The sequence below is a fragment of the Enterobacter cloacae complex sp. IR5459 genome (genome assembly GCF_049238005.1).
In the GTDB taxonomy this organism is placed as follows: Bacteria; Pseudomonadota; Gammaproteobacteria; order Enterobacterales; family Enterobacteriaceae; genus Enterobacter; species Enterobacter hormaechei_C.
Map to the genome: position 1 here is coordinate 104,304 of NZ_JBMKIG010000004.1, position 19,236 is coordinate 123,539.

A 19,236-nucleotide genomic window follows, 5' to 3' on the forward strand; every position below is an offset into this window, starting at 1 on the left:
ACGCAGAAGGGGCAGCCCTTCTGCGTTTTTGTTTATTCCGCCGTACACACCGCTTGAGGCTGTTTACGACCAGACATTATCACCAGCAGCAGGCCGAGTGCGGCAATGATCGCCCCCATCACCGGCACAAAGCTGTAACCCAAACCACCGGAGATCACCGCCCCGCCCGCTGCGGCCCCCAGCGCATTGCCCAGGTTAAACGCACCGATATTCACCGATGAAGAGAGCCCCGGCGCTTCGTGTGCAACGCGCATTACACGCATCTGCAACGGTGGCACCACGGCAAAGGTTGCGGCGCCCCATACCACCATGGCAATCGCGGCACCCACTTCGTTACGCGCCAGCCACGGAATCGCCACCATGATGACAATCAGCAGCGTTAAAAAACCTTTCAGCGTCCCGCTGACGGAGCGGTCGGCAAATTTCCCGCCGAGATAGTTGCCAATCGAGAACCCGACACCAATCAGCACCAGCATCGCGGTAACAAAGAGTGGCGTTGCGTGGGTTATGTCGTGCAGCACCGGGGAGATATAGGTGTAGAGCGTAAACATCGCCCCGGCCCCCAGCACCGTGGTGAGCAGCGCGGACAACACCTGAGGACGCATCAGCACCGCCAGCTCTTTACGTACTTCCGGACGTTCTCCAGCACTTCCTTTCGGCAGTGAGAAAAACAGCGCAACCATCGCGACCACGCCCAGTCCGGCGGTTGCGAGGAAAGACATACGCCAGCCGATGGCTTCTCCCAGCCAGGTGGCGGCGGGAACGCCGCCGATATTAGCGATGGTGAGGCCCATAAACATAGTGGCTACCGCGCTGGCCTGCTTATGTTTTGGCACCACGCTGGCAGCAACAACCGAGCCCAGTCCGAAGAAGGCGCCATGGTTGAGGCTGGTAAGAATGCGCGAAAGCATCAGAGTGGTGTAATCGGGCGAAATCGCGGAAAACACATTGCCGAGAGTGAAAATCGCCATCAGGAAAATCAGCGCGTTGCGGCGCGCACGGTGCGAAAGCAGCAGCGTCATCAGCGGCGCGCCCACCATCACGCCGATCGCGTAGGCGCTAATTAACATACCGGCCGCAGGGATAGAGACGTCCACCCCCCGGGCGATAACAGGCAATAACCCCATCGGGGAGAATTCAGTGGTGCCAATCCCAAAGGCGCCAATCGCCAGGGCCAGCAGGGGAAAATTGATTTTCATGAAGAGACTCCGGATACCGTGCCATAACCCGGCACAGAACTAAGAAGTCAAAAGCATGACATCAATCACAAAAAATGAGAAGTTAACATTTTGGCAAAAGATTTTTGCCGGAGAGGTAACAATAGCGGCAAGAGAGGGAGAAGGTTCTCCCTCCGCCTGAATCAGTGCAGTGCAGCGGTTAAACCACCGGCAACAATCAGAGCAAGAACAACAATGGTGGTAAACAGCGAAAACTTCAGATCGGTACTCATCAATTTTTCTCCTTTTATTCACCCTACGAAAAGTGAGCTTGCTCATTTTTACACAGTTCAGGTCAAAAATCTTCCAGGATTTAAACGGATATCCACTTTACCTCTTCCCCTTTTCATCAAGATAGGACAAAATTCCACGCTAAATTTATTAGCGTACCGGCCACTGACCCCCTCCTGACGTCCTGTGTCGTTTTCCCGGCGTGTCGCAACTCATGTTTGCGTAATAAGGGTGAGAGAAGGCAAACGTTTACCTTCAATTTTTTCAGGAGCTTAGGATATGGTCTGGAGTGACATTTAATGGCAACAATTAAAGACGTAGCAAAACGCGCAAACGTTTCCACTACAACCGTATCACATGTTATTAACAAAACGCGTTTCGTCGCTGAAGAGACGCGTAATGCCGTCTGGGCGGCAATCAAAGAACTGCACTACTCGCCAAGTGCCGTCGCCCGCAGCCTGAAGGTTAATCACACCAAATCGATTGGCCTGCTGGCCACCAGCAGTGAAGCGGCCTATTTTGCTGAAATCATCGAAGCCGTTGAAAAAAACTGCTTCCAGAAAGGCTATACCCTGATTCTGGGCAATGCGTGGAACAACATTGAAAAACAGCGCGCTTACCTGTCAATGATGGCGCAAAAGCGCGTCGACGGCCTGCTGGTAATGTGTTCTGAATACCCTGAGTCGGTCCTTTCCATGCTGGAAGAGTATCGCCACATTCCGATGGTAGTCATGGACTGGGGCGAGGCGCGCGCAGACTTCACCGACTCCGTTATTGATAACGCCTTTGAAGGCGGCTACATGGCGGGGCGTTATCTGGTAGAACGCGGTCATCGTGAAATTGGCGTGATCCCGGGTCCTCTGGAGCGTAACACCGGTGCTGGCCGTCTGGCCGGTTTCATGAAAGCGATGGAAGAGGCGCTGATCACCGTGCCGGAAAACTGGATTGTTCAGGGCGACTTCGAGCCGGAGTCAGGCTATCGCGCCATGCAGCAGATCGTCTCCCAGCCGCATCGCCCTACCGCGGTGTTCTGCGGCGGCGACATCATGGCGATGGGCGCGCTATGCGCGGCAGATGAACTCGGCCTGCGCGTCCCCCAGGATATCTCGGTGATCGGCTATGACAACGTGCGCAACGCCCGCTTCTTTACCCCGGCGCTGACCACCATTCACCAGCCGAAAGATTCGCTGGGTGAAACGGCCTTCAACATGCTGCTGGACAGGATCGTCAACAAGCGTGAACAGTCCCAGTCCATTGAAGTTCACCCGCGCCTGATAGAACGCCGTTCCGTTGCGGACGGTCCGTTCCGCGACTACCGTCGTTAATCACTTTCCGGGGCCAGCTATGCTGGTTCCCGCAACCACTCCCGGTTCAGCGTTTCGCTGTCTCCCAGATAATCCAGCAGCCAGGCCATGGCGGGCGAGACGTCGTTTTGCTGCCACGTCAGACAGCATGCGGCATCCGGGAAGGGGTTTTCCAGCGTCAGAGCCACCCACTCTCCCGCGTCGATGCGCGGGCGCGCAAAATGCACCGGCACCATGCCAACGCACAGCCCCGCGCTCAGACAGGTGGCTGACGACTCCCAGTCCGGCGCGACCACGCGGCGCTGATTATCCAGCAACCAGGTAATGCGCTTGGGCAGCGAGCGGGAGGTATCTTCCAGCACCAGCGAGGGCCAGTTGCGTAATGTGTCATCGCTCAGCGGCCCTTCCAGCGCTGCCAGCGGGTGATCGCGCGCGACCACGCAGGTCCAGCTCAGCATGCCCATGTCGCGAAACGCGTAGCGCCCACCAACCGGGATCGCCTGGGTTGCACCAATCGCCATCTCCGCCCTGCCGTCCGCCAGCGCATCCCAGACGCCGTTGAACACTTCCTGCGAAACACGCAGTTCGACGTCGGAAAAATGACGATAGAAATCGACGATCATCTGCCGGGTCCGCTCCGGCTTAACAATGTTATCCACCGCGATAGCGAGATGCCCGCGCCAGCCGTTGGCGATCTGCTGGCACTGCTCACGGGTGATCTGCATTTTTTTGATGACAGACCGCCCTTCCTTCAAAAACCACGCTCCGGCAGGCGTGAGCTCCACGTCGCGATGACGCCGCTCGAACAGCGGCACCGCCAGCCACGCTTCCAGCTGACGCACCGTGTAACTGATCGCCGAGGGAACGCGATGCAGCTCCTGGGCGGCGCCGGTAAAGCTGCCGTTACGCGCCACGGCATCAACCACTTCAAGGGAATAATCTGACCACATCTTTAGCCTGCAAATTTTTTGAATGCACCCGCCAAATATTAGCGTTTCACAAGCCGCTTTGCACTCCCTACACTCTGCGCCAACGTACACCTGCCTCCTCAGGAGAAAAAAGTGCAACCCAGGAAAGGATTTTTAGTCTGGCTCGGCGGCTTAAGCGTGCTGGGCTTTTTGGCGACCGATATGTATCTGCCCGCGTTCGCCGCGATGCAGGAAGATTTGCAAACCCCTGCCGCCGCCATCAGCGCCAGTTTGAGTTTGTTCCTCGCCGGTTTTGCTTTTGCGCAATTGCTGTGGGGGCCGCTCTCGGATCGTTTTGGCCGTAAACCCGTCCTGTTGTTGGGGCTGGCGATTTTTGCCGCAGGCTGTCTGGGCATGCTGTGGGTCCGCGATGCCGCCTGGCTGCTGGCGCTGCGCTTTATTCAGGCGGTCGGTGTCTGTGCCGCTGCGGTGACCTGGCAGGCGCTGGTAACCGATTACTACCCCGCCTCGCGCACTAACCGCATATTCGCCACCATTATGCCCCTGGTCGGCCTGTCGCCGGCGCTTGCCCCGTTACTGGGAAGCTGGATCCTGGCGCATTTCGACTGGCAGGCCATTTTCGCCACGCTCTTTGCTATTACGCTGGTCCTGATGCTGCCCGCGTTCGGGCTTAAACCGGCGCATAAAAAAGAGACGCATCCGGACGCGAAGCCCATCACCTTTACCTCTTTACTGCGGTCGAAAGCCTATCGCGGTAACGTGCTGATTTATGCCGCCTGCTCTGCCAGCTTCTTTGCCTGGCTGACCGGTTCGCCGTTCATTCTGCATGACATGGGCTACAGCCCGGCGGCTATCGGCCTGAGCTATGTACCACAGACCATCGCCTTCCTGGTGGGTGGCTATGGCTGTCGCGCCGCGCTGCAAAAATGGGAAGGCCAACAGATGCTGCCCTGGCTGCTGGTGCTGTATGCGCTAAGCGTGATTGCGACCTGGGCTGTCGGCTTTATTCCCGGCGCCGGGCTTGCAGAAATTTTGATTCCGTTCTGCGTCATGGCGATCGCTAACGGGGCCATCTACCCTATCGTTGTAGCCCAGGCGTTGCGTCCATTTCCGCAGGCGACAGGCCGCGCTGCCGCGCTGCAAAATACCCTGCAACTTGGCCTGTGCTTCCTGGCAAGTCTCGTGGTCTCTGCGTTGATTGCAACCCCGCTGCTCACCACTACCAGCGTGATGCTGATCACCGTTGCGCTGGCGGGATTGGGTTATCGCATGCAGTCCTCCGCGCTTCGCGAGCAGAATGACAATGCACAAACCGAAACGTCGCACGCCTGATTGCGCGGGAAACTATGTTAAAAACCAGTGATTAGGTAGCTAACAATTTTCTGTTGAATCACCAAATTTTGCGGCCTATACTGAATTTGGTTCGATTAAATACGATAAATATTAAGTGTTAACGGGAGCCGGAGCGCTCCCGTTTTACCATGGAAGGCATTTCGGCAAGGGTTATCTCCCTTCCTCTGTTCTACGTCGGATATTAGCCTCGCGGGCATTTACCGTGAGATTTCTCACAAACCAAAAAAGCGTCTACGCTGTTTTAAGGTTCTGATCACAGCAAGGTGATGGAGAAGCTATGAGTTCATCGTGTATAGAAGAAGTCAGCGTTCCGGACGATAACTGGTCCCGGATCGTCAGTGAACTGTTGGGACGTGCGGGCATTACGATTAATGGCTCATCCCCCTCCGATCCCCAGATAAAGCATCCCGATTTTTTCAAACGCGTGTTACAGGAGGGATCGTTAGGGCTGGGTGAAAGCTATATGGACGGCTGGTGGGAGTGTGAGCGGCTGGATATGTTCTTCTCCAGCGTATTACGCGCCGGTCTTGAAAAACAGCTCCCTCGTCATTTCAAAGATACCTTACGTATCGCCTCCGCCCGCCTGTTCAATCTGCAAAGTAAAAAACGGGCATGGATCGTCGGTAAAGAGCATTACGACCTTGGCAACGATTTGTTCAGCCGTATGCTCGATCCTTTAATGCAGTACTCCTGCGGATACTGGAAAAAAGCGACGACCCTGGAAGAGGCGCAGCAGGATAAGCTGCAACTGATCTGCGATAAATTGCAGTTACAGCCCGGTATGCGTGTGCTGGACATCGGCTGTGGCTGGGGTGGTCTTGCCTGGTTTATGGCGAAAAATTACGGCGTCAGCGTAGTCGGCGTCACGATTTCGGCTGAACAGCAGAAGATGGCGCAGGAACGCTGTCTGGGACTGGATGTTGATATTCGGCTTCAGGACTACCGCGACCTGAATGAGCAGTTCGATCGTATTGTTTCCGTAGGTATGTTCGAGCACGTGGGGCCGAAGAACTACAAGACCTACTTTGAGGTCGCCGATCATAACCTGAAGCCTGACGGAATTTTCCTGCTACACACCATCGGCTCTAAGCGCACCGATAACAATGTGGACCCCTGGATCAACAAATATATCTTCCCGAATGGCTGTTTACCCTCTGTTCGCCAGATTGCGAACGCCAGCGAACCGCATTTTATTGTGGAAGACTGGCATAACTTCGGCGCAGATTACGACACGACCCTGATGGCCTGGCATGAACGTTTCCAGGCTGCATGGCCTGAAATCGCCGACAACTATTCGGAACGATTCAAACGGATGTTTAGCTATTATCTGAATGCCTGTGCGGGCGCGTTCCGTGCGCGGGATATACAGCTGTGGCAGGTGGTGTTTAGTCGTGGGATTGAGCACGGCTTGCGGGTGGCTCGCTGAAAAAATAACCCCGGTTTCCCGGGGTTAATTTTTATTCTTCTTCCACGGTCTTTATTATCGCCGCCTCTTTCGCCGCCAGCACGCGCTCAACGGTATCCACGACCGCCTGGGTCTGGGGATCAATTTCGATATTTACACGCTGCCCCAATTTTTTTGCGCCAAGCGTAGTACGTTGCAGCGTTTCAGGAATTAAATGCACGCAAAAACGCGTAGGCGTCACTTCACCGACGGTCAGACTAATCCCATCGATGCCAATAAATCCTTTATAAAGGATGTATTTCATTAATGACGGATCCTGCACCTTGAACCAGATTTGACGGTTATTTTCCGAGGTCACGATTTTCGCCACTTCTGCGGTGGTCATAATATGGCCCGACATCAGATGCCCACCAATCTCATCGCTGAATTTCGCCGCGCGTTCAACGTTGATGATATCTCCCACCACCAGCTCACCCAGGTTAGTGATGCGCAGCGTCTCTTTCATTAAATCAAAGCTAATCTGATTACCGTTAATTTCGGTCACCGTCAGGCAGCAGCCGTTATGCGCTATCGACGCCCCGGTTTCAATGCCGTCGAGCATATATTCAGGCAGCTCAACCACGTGAGTGCGGAAATTCGGTTTTTCATCAATGGACACCACTTTGGCAGTGCCCTGCACAATACCAGTAAACATGCTTACAGCTCCTGTTCATTCCGAACGGCGATGACACCGTATAATCCCACCACAATAACAGTTGAAAAAACAGGTTGCCAGTGATGCGCAATTTCTGGCGATTTTTTCACTAGATAATTAGTTAAACCCCGCTACAATAGCTGGCATCCCTCTGTTTTTTCTTCTTGCTGCCAGTAACGGCGGCCTTTTTAGTCTCTCAAATAACTACAATACAAAGGTGTTCACGTGCAGAAGTATATGATCGAAGCGCGTCAGTTATTGGCACTGGCAATACCGGTGATCGTCGCGCAGGTAGCCCAAACCGCAATGGGATTTGTGGATACGGTAATGGCCGGTGGTTACAGCGCCACCGATATGGCCGCCGTGGCGATCGGAACCTCAATCTGGCTCCCGGCCATTCTGTTTGGTCACGGCCTGCTGCTGGCGCTAACGCCCGTCATCGCACAGCTTAACGGCTCCGGTCGACGTGACCGCGTGGCCCATCAGGTGCGCCAGGGCTTCTGGCTGGCCGGGTTCGTCTCCGTCCTGATTATGATCGTCCTGTGGAACGCCGGGTATATTATTCGCGCCATGCATAATATCGACCCGGCGCTGGCGGATAAGGCGGTCGGTTATCTGCGCGCCCTGCTCTGGGGCGCGCCCGGCTATCTGTTCTTCCAGGTGGCACGTAACCAGTGTGAAGGGCTGGCAAAAACCAAGCCGGGCATGGTGATGGGCTTTATCGGCTTGCTGGTGAACATTCCCGTGAACTATATCTTCATTTACGGTCATTTTGGCATGCCGGAACTCGGCGGCGTGGGCTGCGGCGTGGCGACGGCAGCGGTGTACTGGGTGATGTTCGGAAGCATGCTCACCTACATTAAGCATGCGCGATCCATGCGCGACATTCGCAACGACACCGCCTTTAGCACGCCTGACTGGTCGATGTTGACCCGCCTGACACAGCTGGGTCTGCCCATAGCGCTGGCGCTGTTCTTTGAAGTGACGCTGTTTGCCGTCGTCGCCCTGCTGGTCTCGCCGTTAGGGATTATTGATGTGGCAGGCCACCAGATCGCGCTGAACTTCAGCTCTTTGATGTTTGTTCTGCCGATGTCGCTGGCGGCTGCGGTGACGATTCGCGTGGGCTTCCGTCTGGGGCAAGGTTCTACGCTGGATGCGCAAACGGCTGCCCGCACCGGGCTGGGCGTCGGCGTCTGCATGGCGGTCTGTACCGCCCTCTTTACCGTGCTGTTGCGTGAGCAAATTGCCCTGCTCTATAACGACAACCCGGAGGTAGTGACTCTGGCCTCGCACCTGATGCTGCTGGCGGCCATTTATCAGATCTCTGACTCCATCCAGGTCATTGGCAGCGGCGTGCTGCGTGGGTATAAAGATACGCGTTCCATCTTCTTTATCACCTTTATCGCTTACTGGGTGCTGGGTCTGCCGTGCGGGTACATTCTGGCGCTCACGGATCTGGTGGTGGATCGCATGGGGCCAGCCGGATTCTGGATGGGCTTTATCATCGGCTTAACGTCTGCGGCCATTATGATGATGCTGCGCATGCGTTTCCTGCAACGTCAGCCCTCTACGGTTATTTTGCAGCGCGCTGCACGTTAATGACCCTGTAGCCGCCGGCTGGCGGCTACTTTCTCTTCACTTTGCGCGGTAATGAAGCAATCGCGTGAAATCAGAGAGAAAAATGCATTTTCCCTCTTGCCACCTTGGTGCTGTGCCGCTAATATTCGTCCCCGTTGTCACCGACAACACAATGCGTTCATAGCTCAGTTGGTTAGAGCACCACCTTGACATGGTGGGGGTCGTTGGTTCGAGTCCAATTGAACGCACCATCTTGCGTCTGTAGCTCAGTTGGTTAGAGCACCACCTTGACATGGTGGGGGTCGATGGTTCGAGTCCATTCAGACGCACCAATCTGTTTTCTCTCACATTTCATTCCCGTTCAGCCTCATGCAGAGGCAGCAAACCTTTTAAGCACATCGAAAGTGACCTCCAGCCCGCGCGTACCGGGAAAAGCGGAATGGCATAAGCCCCATCAGGTTAGCAAAACGCCCGGCGTTTGCCGGGCGTGAAAACAACGTCAGTCAACGATTACGGCTTATGTTCAATCGCTGGGTTGTTGTTGATGGCGATTCGCTGCGGTTTCTCTTCTTCCGGGATATCCTGGTGTAATTCAATTGCCAGTAAGCCGTTTTCCAGCGAAGCGCCGGTCACTTTCACATGCTCCGGCAGACTATAGCTGGCCCGGAAGTCGCTGCGGCTGATACCCCGATGGATCCACCCTTCTTCGCCGTTTTCGGTTTTCTCCTCTTCACGTTTACCGCTGATATTCAGCTGACCGCCAACGGTTTCAATTTCCAGTTCGCTCTCTTTCCAGCCCGGCACGCTGAGCGTCAGTTCATAGCGGTATCGCCCAGCCGCCGGATATTGTAAGAAGGCGTGGAGGGCAACGGCGTACTGCCGGTTAGCTGGCTAAAAAGGCGATCGATACGGTTAAAACGGTCCGCAAACAGAGAGTCGGAGAGATCGTTCAACACGGGAAAGGTTCTGAGAGTCATCATGTACCTCCTGAACAGTAAAAAAGAATATTCAAAAAGTTCATGTCTTATGGGCAGGTGTTCCTTACCCGCTTTCTATATGAGGTTACCGCAAAATATTTCAACCTCAGGAGCCTGCAAAAATGTAGCTGGAACCTAAAAAAGCAACGGGCCGTTAAGCCCGTTGTTCGTTACATCATCGCAGTTCTATTACTCTCGCCCGCTCAGCCTGCTTTCGGTAGTGGTCATATCGCTCCCGGAACCATGCCTGCTGTTTATTACTCATATTGCCGGTCACGGCATCGATATCAACTGGCTGGCCCAGGGCGTACATACGGGCAAAACTGCGTTCCAGAAAATCAAAATTCTTTAATGCGTTTATATCTTGTCGCTTCATTAGCATATCCCTCCAGTCGCTGTGGTTACTGTTCAAGGTCATATGCTTTTCTGATCTCAGTATCCGCCTGAAAAAGATCGATTTTTGAGCGATGTGTGCGCATCCATCTGCCAGTGTTCACATTTCAGGAACGACAAAACTCTTCAGCCCTGGTCATGATTTTCCCTCCCTTTTATCACTCATGCAGAAAACATAAACGCCAGCCATGCAGTAAGTTCGCCACGTATCCGGAAGGTGCGAACGGCGTGCTTTAATGCCATACGCTGTAACAGGTCGCCCAGCGCGTTCAGGTGGGTTTCCACCTGCAAGCGTCTTATCAGTTCGAATAACAGACAAAGAACGTTTACACTGGCGGATTAATACTGATTACCTGAACAAATGGGTAAATGGGTGAATCCGGGCTTGTTGGCCAAATAGAGAGGGGCGCATGTAGGTTGCCGCGGTTGTGTATCGAACTGCGCATTGTTTTCTACAACACGCTGCTCCTGGCCTTTCACGGCTATTCTCTTTTTCGTCTGCGCTTTCCTGGCGGAGGGGGAGGGTTTTACCTGCCGGGGCAGTTCGGAGGCACCATAACCTGAACAGAATCGCTTCGACTGGCTCAGACTTCCGTCATTGCAGACAAAACGACCATCCGATGTACAGTGTGCTATGCCACCTTTTGAGCCAGAGCAGGGCTGTCTTCCACGGGCGGCACCAGCCTGCATGTTAAAAAGTACACTGACCGTAAGAAGGAGAATTCTCATTTTCATATCTGTATCCATGATTGACGTCATCATACTCAGGGTATCCCCTCAGCCATTGACCTTTTCGCCAGATAAAATGCAATGACTCATGGCGAAGAAATCAATTATTAATATTTCAGTACCCGCTACAGCACAAGCTCTACAATAACTCATTGAAAAGTAACTCTTTAATGTATTTTTTCTGACCAGGGTAAAATAAATATCTGGTCGTTCATGTTGCCTGCTCGCCCAATTTTCATGAAGTGGTTATTTTCGCAGGCGAAACTCTGCAATATGCATCCTCGCGATGTCGGTAAAAGATGTGGGGTGGTTTTACGTGCTGAATTTCAAAATTGGCTCACAATCGGGCTGTATTATCCAGATACTGCTGTTGTTTCAGATGACGGATTAATACCCTGCCCTCGGGCATAAACTCCGTGCCGTAGCGCACCAGCCCCACCCCCTTCAGCTCCGCATCAATGGCGTAGCGGAGTTCACCGGGCTGAATCTGTTCCTGCATCACCACATTAATCCGGCTCAGGCGCGGCTCGTATTTCAGCAACACAGCCGACAGTGTGGTAATCAGCTGGTGGGCGGTCCCGGGCATTCCCTGGAGGATTTTTGTCATATCCGGCAGACCGTAGTCCGGCAGGTGAGCCAGCGTACCGGCGCGGCAGTTGAGGATGCGCTGCATGTTATCGAGTACTGATAAAATCAGCTGGTTCTCCTCACTGACACTGTGCAGGTCAAGCCCGCCGGCGAAGTTACCGTACAGCATGTCATACAGAGACGGACGCGGCATCATTCCCCCTCCAGCGGTTTCAGCGTCAGACGATTATTACTGACTTCGATAACCCGCGCCTTATCCGGGTCAAGGTCGTCACGGGTCAGGGTAATACGCCAGGTATCATTTACCTGGTCCGGTGCCATAAACATCCCCGCCACCGCCACAACCTGCGCGCTCTCTTCCATCGGCATATCCAGCGTCACCGATTCGCCAGGGCGCAGGCGGATATCCTTTTCCGCCACAAGATCGGCTTTAATGGCCTGAGTGTCACTGGCGAACAGCGACGGATAATCAGTACTGTCAAACGCCTTACGCTCTTTAAGCTGGTAAATTCGCACCACCGTTGCCAGCGATGCCCCCTTCGCGTTGTTGTTCACCCCTTCGCGCGCCTGAATATCCAGGTGAAGGGTTTTCACCTGTCTGTAAAAAATGGACTTCGTGACGGCGACGGTGCCATCCGTCACTTTCTGCGTCAGACCGCAGCCGGTTAACAGGGTCGCCAGAGTGATTGCCAGCGCTTTACCAGCGGTAATCGCCATCTTCATCGTTTTTCCTTCGCTGAATGTTTTCCCGGACGCGCTGAAAGCGACCAGGGTGAATGGTGATAATGTCGTTTCTGTTCTGTTGCGGATTAAGGGGACGCAGCACTGCCGTGCGCCCGACCTGCGCGATCTGTTCCGCATTGCAGGACAGCCGCGCATCCGGCAGCAAATGCCGGGCAACGCATAACTGCATACGTACATCCAGGTGCGCGCCCAGCCACACGTGCAGCAGCGCCATCAGGTCAGCGTGCAGGTCACCGCCCGGCAGCCAGCCCCGGATCTCTTCCGGGTTGTCCGTGCTCAGGCGCAACAGCACCTGGCCGTTCACATCCGTGGCATGCGTGCCCATCACCGGCCGGTGCTTCAGGCTGACCGGCTGAACTTTTCAGATCAAAGATCTACAATTAGACTTTTCTTAAGAATATTCCACCAACAAGAATAAAAAAGAACGCCGCGTAGCGGCCTGCCGAAATGCCCTTGCGCGCTTTTTGTGAGCCTGACAAAAAGTTGCTCAAAGGTTGGCTACCAGATTATTTTGTTACTTTATCGAAGTGATGGAATAGTCCAGCCACGGACTATTCCATCACTCACAGTTATAAAAAATAAGGATAATATTGGCCCCACTATATATTTAAATATCCTATCTCTTTTTTTAACCCCTATCACATACAGATAATCGATAAACCTGGGACCAAACAGTTATTCCTTTCAGAAAATCAGGCAGAATTATATCTAATCAGCAGGGTCAATTGAATTGACTTTCCCATAAATTCAGGAAGGGGCGCAACATCCCCTCTTCTAAACGTCTTAATTTCTCCCTTCATTGAATGACTTAGCCTTTCTCCTGCTACGCTTGTTGTATGGTTCAGAAACGCAGGAACGCTTTCGATGAAAAAAATCGCCATTATCGGCTCAGGCCCAACAGGGATTTACACCTTTTACTCACTTCTTAACAACGCAGCGCCGCTTTCGATCACCGTTTTCGAAAAGGCAGACCAACCCGGTGTCGGAATGCCCTACAGCGACGAGGATAATTCCCGGCTGATGCTGGCGAACATCGCCAGTATTGAAATACCGCCCATTTTCATCACTTACCTGGACTGGCTCAAACAGCAGAATGCGGCCCGCCTTGCCCGCTATAACGTCGACAGTGAGAAGCTGCACGACCGGCAATTTCTGCCCCGTATTCTGCTGGGTGAATATTTCCACGACCGGTTTCTCGCTGTCGCTGCCGAGGCGAAAAAGGCTGGGTTTCATATCGAGGTTCACCCCAACGCAGAAGTCACTGATATTAAGGCTGATGCAGACGGCGTGGCCCTTTCAGTGAACGATGCCCCTTTCTCAAGGCGGTTTGATCTTGCGGTTGTTGCCACCGGCCACGTCTGGCCTGATGAAAATGAAACCACCCGCGCATATTTCCCAAGCCCATGGTCAGGGCTGATGGACGCGGAGGTCCGAGCCTGTGAGGTGGGGATCATGGGTACCTCCCTCAGCGGGCTGGACGCTGCAATGGCGGTTGTGATGCAGCATGGTCGGTTTAGCGGGAAGCAGTTCGTTGTCAATAAAGGCAGCGAAGGGCTAAAAATCATGCTGATGTCCCGCACGGGCGTTCTGCCGGAGGCCGATTTTTACTGCCCTATCCCTTATGAACCACTGTCGGTGTTAACGGATTGTGTGGTGGCAAGCGAAATCGACAAAGGCCCGGATGGGCTGCTTGACCGCATCTTTGCGCTGATGGTGAAAGAGCTTGAGCTGGCCGATCCGCGATGGTGTCAGGCGATAGCGCTCGGCACGCTGAATGCCGACACGCTCCGTGATGCCTGGTTTGAGGATCGTAAAAAGCACGGTCCTTTCACCTGGGCCGAAGCGAATCTGAAAGAAGTGGAGCGCAACAAGCGCGAAAAACGCACCGTTGCCTGGCGCTATACCGTGCTTCGTCTGCATGAAGTGGTACAGGCCATCGTCCCTTCACTCAATGAGCATGACAGAGAGCGGTTTAAATCCGGGCTGGAGCGTGTGTTTATCGATAATTATGCCGCCATTCCACCGCAGTCTATCCGCCGGTTACTGGCGCTGCGCGAGGCAGGGATCATTAGCGTGGTCGCACTCGGTGATGATTACGATCTGGATATCGGCAGCGATCAGACCGTCATCACCACGGCAAAAAAAAGTTACCGCTTCGACGTGTTTATCGACGCGCGCGGACAAAAGCCGCTCAGAAACAAGGACATTCCCTTCCCCACCCTGCGTAAACAGCTTGCGGGAACCGGCGATGACGTTCCGGACGTGGGGGAAGACTATACGTTGCTGGCGCCGGCATCACTGCGGGGGCGTATCGCTTTTGGGGCGATCCCCTGGCTGATGCACGATCATCCGTTTGTTCAGGGTTTGTCTGAGTGCGCTGAAATTGGTAAAGCGATGGCGAAAGCGGCTGGAAAACCTGCGTCGGGCGTGCGAAGGAAGTTACCTTACATGGAGTTTTAACAGGGCTTCCCTGCCCTGCGGTGTCGGATTACTCGAAGAAGACTTCCGGGTTATCCGACAACGACACGAACGATTTAGTGTTCTTGTCCAGGGCAAGGATTTTGCCGCTTTCGATGTCATATACCCAGCCGTGCAGGCGAATGGCATTGTTGCGCAGGCCTACCGCCACCGACGGATGGGTCTTGATGTTGCTCAGCTGCGCAAAGACGTTTTCCTGCACCATCGCATTCACTTTATCGATTGGCTTATCCCAGGTTTTCTTCTCCACCACCGCTTTTGCCGCATCAGAATAGCGCAGCCAGTGGGAAACGGCCGGCATCGGCTCCAGATCGGCGTTGTCAGCAATCGCCTTCATCGCGCCGCAGTTGGAGTGGCCGCAAATAACGATATCGGTCACGCCCAGGGCCACGACCGCATATTCGATGGTCGCAGAGACACCGCCAGGCTCCGGCCCGAACGGAGGCACAATGTTGCCCGCGTTTCGAATGACAAAGAGCTGTCCTGGCTCCTGTTGCGTAACCAGTTCCGGAACCAGACGGCTGTCGGAGCAGGAGATAAACAGCGCTTTGGGATTCTGACTGGACGCTAAACTACGAAAAAGCTCTTTACGTTGCGGGAAAATCTCTTTTTGAAAGCTGAGAAAACCTTCAATGATATGTTGCATAGCCATTTCTCTTTTATCTGTTTTAGTTTAGGTATGATCGCGATCACACTCATAAAATTTAACCACCGCGTCTTAGCGGAGACAAGCAATATATTTCTGGCCCGACCGCTGCACGATCTCATCTGCGTTCACCGGGATGTTCTGTCCTTCAAAGGCCCCGTACAGGCGCTGGTACGTTTTCCCGGTCAGTCGGCCGATCACCGACTCAACGGTGCGGGCAGGCAGCGGCAGCATATTCGGATAACTCCACATAAACGACACGGCGTCTTTCCCGGGTGTAACCTGCAAAATATCACCGGCCAGCAGCACGCCGTCGCCTGACTGCCAGTGCAGCACCGTGCCGCCTGCAAAATGCCCGCCAAGCCTTAGCAGAGTCACCAAAGGCATAATCTCCAGGGCGTCCTCCTCCCAGAAGCGTATCGCCGGGCTGTCACGCATCACCCACTGCCGATCGCTGGCGTGCAGGTAGATCGGCGCGTTAAACGCGGCGGCCCACTCCTGCATGGTGGTGTAGTAATGCGGGTGCGAAATCGCGATCGCGCTGATGCCCCCGAGCGCGTCAACTAACGCTCTGGTCGCCGGGTCAAGATTGGCGATGCAGTCCCACAGAACATTGCCCTGTGGCGTACGCAGCAGAAGCGCGCGCTGGTTGATGGCAAAAGCGGGAACGGTTTTGATGCTGAACAGCTGCGGCTCCAGCTGTTGCCATTTGTTGGTGTGCGTGGTCGTAAAGCTGTCGAAGTCCGTCCATGCCTGGCCCGTCACCGGGACATACTGGCGCTCATCGTCGCAAATCGGGCAGTTTTTGGGCTGTTCATCGTAAGCGGTACCGCAGGTTTTACAGAGTGTAATCATCGGCTTTCCTCAGCAATAAAGCTCTGAGTATGGCAGGGATTATCCATATGTGCTGAAGGGTGCCTGGCCCGCTTTTTTTGACTTATACTGTGCCAGTATCAAAAACTGAATAACGCAGGTGGCACATGGAAATTGATCTCGATAACTTAGTCTTTAACGGGCTGGATGAAGCAGAAGAGCGCAACGCGGAACGTCTCGACGATGCGGATAAAAAAGCCCAGGCGATTGTCGCCGATGACGACTGCGGCGATGCCTGCAAGATCTGAAGAAAAAGCACCGGGCTCCCCGGTGCTTTTTTTATGAATGCCTTTTGCTACCTGATATCAGATCTCCGGCGTTTTGCTAAACCCGGTCAGCATCAGGATCAAGCTTTGGGGAGATGAGCCCGTCTCAAACTGATAGTGATTTCCCTGACGATCGCCACCGATATACCACGAAATTTCGGTCTTCCCTTCTGCCAGCGCCTTACGCACCGCTTTATCCACGTCCACCATCCGGTATTCGCGGGAGTGGTTCAGGTAAAGCACCGCATCCGAGCGGTAGTTGCAGGACGGTCGTGAATGCCAGCTTACGGTGGCCGGATCCCAGTCGTTACTCGCCGGATAGAAGAAAATTTGATCCGCGCCGTTGGTTTCCACTTTCCCGCCAAAAATTCTTACGCGGTATTTAAACTGGGCAGGATCCTGTCCGGCAGGCAGCGGTGGAATGTGGAACTTCACCAGCGACAATGTTTCGCTGTTTTTCGTGCGTCCACCGTTCTTCCAGTTATCCTGCACCAGTAAGACCTGGGGATCGGGCTGTGAAAGTGCGGGTTCCATGCTGCTGAGCCAGACGTTGGCCTTCGCTTTTGAATAACCATACGGCACGGTGGTGCCGCAATCCATTCCGCGGTTCATGCACAGGTCGGTCATAAAGCGCGCGGCATCTTCCGTCCAGCCGTTCATGAAGTCAGCATGTGCCGTATACAGGCTACCCCACCGCTCTTCACGCTCACTGCCATGCATGATGGGGTCGAGGGAAAGCTGGACTTTACTGGTATCCAGAGAGCTAATTGTCGGGAGCACGTACGCAATATTCATGTTCACCGTCGGGATCTTCACCGGGAAGGCGGACGGACACTGTCCTTTCGTATCGTAGGTGGCGTTAGCCAGGCCGTGGGCGGGCTTCAGGTTGACCCCGTCCCAGCAGTTCGGGAACTGAATGCCGATATTAAACTGCACGGCATCCTTCGCCTTGCGTAAGCCGCAGACTTCACCCGTTCTGGTGGTGTAACCCTTGCCATTGGCGCATAAAAAGGTGATATGCAGATTTGGCGCGGTGCCGTGGTGATCGCCCGCCAGCAGCGACAGCCCCGCCGGGAACGGGTGCAGCGGCCAGGCGTCAACGTTCGATGCTTGATAATAGGTTTTTTGATAGGCGGGTTTGACCACCGTTCCGTCCGGCAATTTTAGCGACGGAGCCCAGTAGGCCGAGCTGTCTGCTTTGTTATCGCAGGTGGTCTTTTCCTGGGTACGCAGCGATTCACGGCTGGAGTAAGCATCCGTATGCACGTTACCAAAAAAATCGTGCAGCATAGCCTCGTTGGGCATGCCGAACATCATAATGGCATCATCGCCGAGGGTGTGGGAATAACTGCATACAACATGTGCCTGTGGACCAGCGTGTGCCGCCTGCATGGTAAGCAGAAGTGCGGTGGCAGAAAGCGCGGGGGTTAATACTGTCCGTTTCATTATCATCTCCATCTGTGAAAGGAGATAGTGGTAACAAAACGGCCATCATTTACAGAGGATTAGCCTGGGTATTTTTCCCCTCATCCTCCCTTTACAGACACCACGCACAGCTCATTCCAGTACATTTCGCGCGTCCGGCGCAGTTCAGCGTGACGTTTTATCATGGAACCACTCCGGGTCGATGTTGGCTACGTCCACGCCATACAGGCTGGCGACAGGCAGTATTGACTCAAGAACACGTTGCGCGCTGTTCTCCGCATTCGCTGGTCTGGGCGCAAAAAACCGCCGTAACGTGCTTATCCATTTTTTCATCGTCATTACCCTTCTCGCTTAACCTGTCCTCAGTTAAACACCCAAATTGCGCCGGGGGGAAATATCAAAATCCACTGTCGATGTGCAGGATCTGCAAATAGCGCCCCGCCGTCTGCTCTCTTCTTTAACACCTTGTTCACTCATGCTTTTTTCCTCATAGCAAAGAACGATTTCTTATTTGGCGATAGCTTTCCCTTATGGGAGCGTAACGGGGTAAAACAAAAACAACGGGATGGCGTATGACTATGGCTGCAAAAATGAAAGGGTTTAAAAAACGGGCGCAGGTTCTGGGATTAGTGGCTTGGGGCCTGGTTTCAGCGCAGGCGCAGGCCGATCGGCTGGCGGATATCAAGGCAGCAGGCGTGGTGAAAGTGGCCACGTTTGATGCTAATCCACCCTTTGGCTCGATTGATGCCAAAACGCATGAGATCGTGGGTTACGATGTGGACTTCGCCAAAGCGCTGGCGAAATCGCTCGGCGTCAAGCTTGAACTGGTCGCCACCAATCCGGCTAACCGCATTCCGCTGCTACAGTCCGGAAAAGCGGATCTCATCGTAGCGGATATCACCATCACCCCGGAACGCGCACAGGTCATTGATTTCTCGACGCCTTACTTCGTCACCGGCCAGCAGTTCCTGGTCCCGGCAAAATCACCGGACAAGCTTGATGACTATAGCCGGGCACGCATTGGCGCCGTAAAAGGTACGACGGGTGAACAGGCGCTGCACCAGCGTTTTCCGCAGTCCCGCGTCCTCTCTTACGATGACATCCCGCTGGCGCTGACGGCACTGCGCAATGGCAACGTGCAGGCCATTACCCAGGACAGCACCATTCTGGCTGGTCTGCTGGCGCAGGCGCCGGATAAAGCCGACTTCAAAATCCTGCCCGACCTGCTCAGTAAAGAAGAGATTGGCGTGGGGGTGAAAAAGGGTGAAACGGCGCTGCTGAAAGCCGTTAACGATGAGCTGGTTAACCTGGAGAAAAACGGCCAGGCGGCAAAAATCTATGACGTCTGGTTCGGTCCAGGCAGCCCTTCTCCACAGCCTCGTAACTTTAAAATAGAAGCCCGGTAA

At 54.2% G+C, this 19,236-nt stretch carries 19 protein-coding genes, 2 tRNA genes and 2 pseudogenes; 9 read left to right on the top strand and 14 right to left on the bottom strand.

Translation table 11 applies throughout. From position 1 onward, the window contains the following. Nucleotides 1-32: 32 nt before the first annotated feature. Together ACOTX4_RS09890 and ACOTX4_RS09895 are read right to left on the bottom strand one after the other, a co-directional pair. Entirely contained in the window at nt 33-1,199 is a 1,167-nt protein-coding gene (locus ACOTX4_RS09890; protein WP_003857631.1) for an MFS transporter, read from the bottom strand. A 161-nt stretch (nt 1,200-1,360) separates the two neighbouring features. Then, nucleotides 1,361-1,450 carry a YnhF family membrane protein gene (locus ACOTX4_RS09895; protein WP_003857632.1) on the bottom strand — a complete coding sequence of 30 codons (90 nt, stop codon included), beginning with the start codon at nt 1,448-1,450 and terminating at the stop codon, nt 1,361-1,363. 297 nt (nt 1,451-1,747) lie between these two features. On the opposite strand from ACOTX4_RS09895, the gene purR reads away from it, so the two are divergent. Then, complete coding sequence (gene purR, locus ACOTX4_RS09900; RefSeq protein ID WP_003857634.1) at nt 1,748-2,773, top strand: HTH-type transcriptional repressor PurR; 1,026 nt, start codon at nt 1,748-1,750, stop codon at nt 2,771-2,773. Between the two features lie 17 nt (nt 2,774-2,790). Here the strand turns inward: purR and punR are convergent, their stop codons facing one another. Continuing rightward, nucleotides 2,791-3,702, bottom strand: coding sequence for a DNA-binding transcriptional activator PunR (gene punR / locus ACOTX4_RS09905; RefSeq protein ID WP_003857638.1), 912 nt, complete (start codon nt 3,700-3,702; stop codon nt 2,791-2,793). Between the two features lie 111 nt (nt 3,703-3,813). Here punR and punC point away from each other — a divergent pair, with 111 nt between their 5' ends. Next, complete coding sequence (gene punC, locus ACOTX4_RS09910; protein ID WP_003857639.1) at nt 3,814-5,013, top strand: purine nucleoside transporter PunC; 1,200 nt, start codon at nt 3,814-3,816, stop codon at nt 5,011-5,013. A gap of 298 nt (nt 5,014-5,311) precedes the next feature. After that, nucleotides 5,312-6,460, top strand: coding sequence for a cyclopropane fatty acyl phospholipid synthase (cfa, locus tag ACOTX4_RS09915; RefSeq protein ID WP_045332192.1), 1,149 nt, complete (start codon nt 5,312-5,314; stop codon nt 6,458-6,460). A 31-nt stretch (nt 6,461-6,491) separates the two neighbouring features. Here cfa and ACOTX4_RS09920 read toward each other — a convergent pair whose 3' ends face one another. Beyond that, nucleotides 6,492-7,133: a riboflavin synthase gene (locus tag ACOTX4_RS09920; RefSeq protein WP_003857643.1), complete on the bottom strand. Its 642-nt coding sequence runs from the start codon at nt 7,131-7,133 to the stop codon at nt 6,492-6,494. Between the two features lie 225 nt (nt 7,134-7,358). On the opposite strand from ACOTX4_RS09920, the gene mdtK reads away from it, so the two are divergent. From mdtK to ACOTX4_RS09935, 3 genes are all read left to right on the top strand, one after another. After that, on the top strand, nt 7,359-8,732 hold the full coding sequence (gene mdtK, locus ACOTX4_RS09925; RefSeq protein WP_032609058.1) for an MdtK family multidrug efflux MATE transporter: 1,374 nt from the start codon (nt 7,359-7,361) through the stop codon (nt 8,730-8,732). Nucleotides 8,733-8,885: 153 nt separating this feature from the next. Continuing rightward, nucleotides 8,886-8,962 (top strand) — tRNA-Val (locus tag ACOTX4_RS09930). Between the two features lie 4 nt (nt 8,963-8,966). Continuing rightward, a tRNA-Val gene (locus ACOTX4_RS09935) sits at nt 8,967-9,043 on the top strand. Nucleotides 9,044-9,221: 178 nt separating this feature from the next. Here the strand turns inward: ACOTX4_RS09935 and ACOTX4_RS09940 are convergent. The 6 genes and pseudogenes from ACOTX4_RS09940 to ACOTX4_RS09965 form a co-directional block, all read right to left on the bottom strand. Beyond that, nucleotides 9,222-9,691, bottom strand: a pseudogene (locus tag ACOTX4_RS09940) (Hsp20 family protein). A gap of 172 nt (nt 9,692-9,863) precedes the next feature. Beyond that, complete coding sequence (gene glgS / locus ACOTX4_RS09945) at nt 9,864-10,064, bottom strand: cell surface composition regulator GlgS (protein ID WP_045332105.1); 201 nt, start codon at nt 10,062-10,064, stop codon at nt 9,864-9,866. A gap of 356 nt (nt 10,065-10,420) precedes the next feature. Beyond that, nucleotides 10,421-10,816: a hypothetical protein gene (locus ACOTX4_RS09950; protein WP_072034766.1), complete on the bottom strand. Its 396-nt coding sequence runs from the start codon at nt 10,814-10,816 to the stop codon at nt 10,421-10,423. Between the two features lie 331 nt (nt 10,817-11,147). Next, complete coding sequence (gene tssE, locus ACOTX4_RS09955) at nt 11,148-11,591, bottom strand: type VI secretion system baseplate subunit TssE (protein ID WP_003857652.1); 444 nt, start codon at nt 11,589-11,591, stop codon at nt 11,148-11,150. Then, entirely contained in the window at nt 11,591-12,115 is a 525-nt protein-coding gene (tssJ, locus tag ACOTX4_RS09960) for a type VI secretion system lipoprotein TssJ (protein ID WP_003857655.1), read from the bottom strand. Before tssJ ends, tssE begins: the two co-directional genes overlap by 1 nt. Next, nucleotides 12,096-12,497 (bottom strand): annotated as a pseudogene (locus ACOTX4_RS09965) (type VI secretion system baseplate subunit TssG); the annotation flags it as partial. The gene tssJ and the pseudogene ACOTX4_RS09965, both read right to left, overlap by 20 nt. 509 nt (nt 12,498-13,006) lie before the next feature. Between ACOTX4_RS09965 and ACOTX4_RS09970 the strand changes: the two are divergent. Further along, the gene (locus ACOTX4_RS09970) at nt 13,007-14,602 is read left to right on the top strand and encodes an FAD-NAD(P)-binding protein (RefSeq protein WP_023324536.1); all 1,596 of its coding nucleotides are present in this window, start codon (nt 13,007-13,009) and stop codon (nt 14,600-14,602) included. Between the two features lie 28 nt (nt 14,603-14,630). On the opposite strand, the gene ACOTX4_RS09975 is transcribed toward ACOTX4_RS09970, so the two are convergent. Together ACOTX4_RS09975 and ACOTX4_RS09980 are read right to left on the bottom strand one after the other, a co-directional pair. After that, complete coding sequence (locus tag ACOTX4_RS09975; RefSeq protein WP_045332064.1) at nt 14,631-15,266, bottom strand: carbonic anhydrase; 636 nt, start codon at nt 15,264-15,266, stop codon at nt 14,631-14,633. 72 nt (nt 15,267-15,338) lie between these two features. Beyond that, a complete protein-coding gene (locus tag ACOTX4_RS09980) occupies nt 15,339-16,121 on the bottom strand; it encodes an MBL fold metallo-hydrolase (RefSeq protein ID WP_421635371.1) in 783 nt (260 codons plus the stop codon). Between the two features lie 125 nt (nt 16,122-16,246). Here ACOTX4_RS09980 and ACOTX4_RS09985 point away from each other — a divergent pair, with 125 nt between their 5' ends. Further along, on the top strand, nt 16,247-16,387 hold the full coding sequence (locus ACOTX4_RS09985) for a hypothetical protein (RefSeq protein ID WP_003857665.1): 141 nt from the start codon (nt 16,247-16,249) through the stop codon (nt 16,385-16,387). 57 nt (nt 16,388-16,444) lie between these two features. Here ACOTX4_RS09985 and ACOTX4_RS09990 read toward each other — a convergent pair whose 3' ends face one another. Together ACOTX4_RS09990 and ACOTX4_RS09995 are read right to left on the bottom strand one after the other, a co-directional pair. Next, nucleotides 16,445-17,851: a DUF1996 domain-containing protein gene (locus tag ACOTX4_RS09990; protein WP_045332068.1), complete on the bottom strand. Its 1,407-nt coding sequence runs from the start codon at nt 17,849-17,851 to the stop codon at nt 16,445-16,447. A 144-nt stretch (nt 17,852-17,995) separates the two neighbouring features. Continuing rightward, a complete protein-coding gene (locus ACOTX4_RS09995; RefSeq protein WP_032609053.1) occupies nt 17,996-18,163 on the bottom strand; it encodes a hypothetical protein in 168 nt (55 codons plus the stop codon). A gap of 245 nt (nt 18,164-18,408) precedes the next feature. Between ACOTX4_RS09995 and ACOTX4_RS10000 the strand changes: the two genes are divergently transcribed. Further along, complete coding sequence (locus tag ACOTX4_RS10000) at nt 18,409-19,236, top strand: ABC transporter substrate-binding protein (protein ID WP_063937788.1); 828 nt, start codon at nt 18,409-18,411, stop codon at nt 19,234-19,236.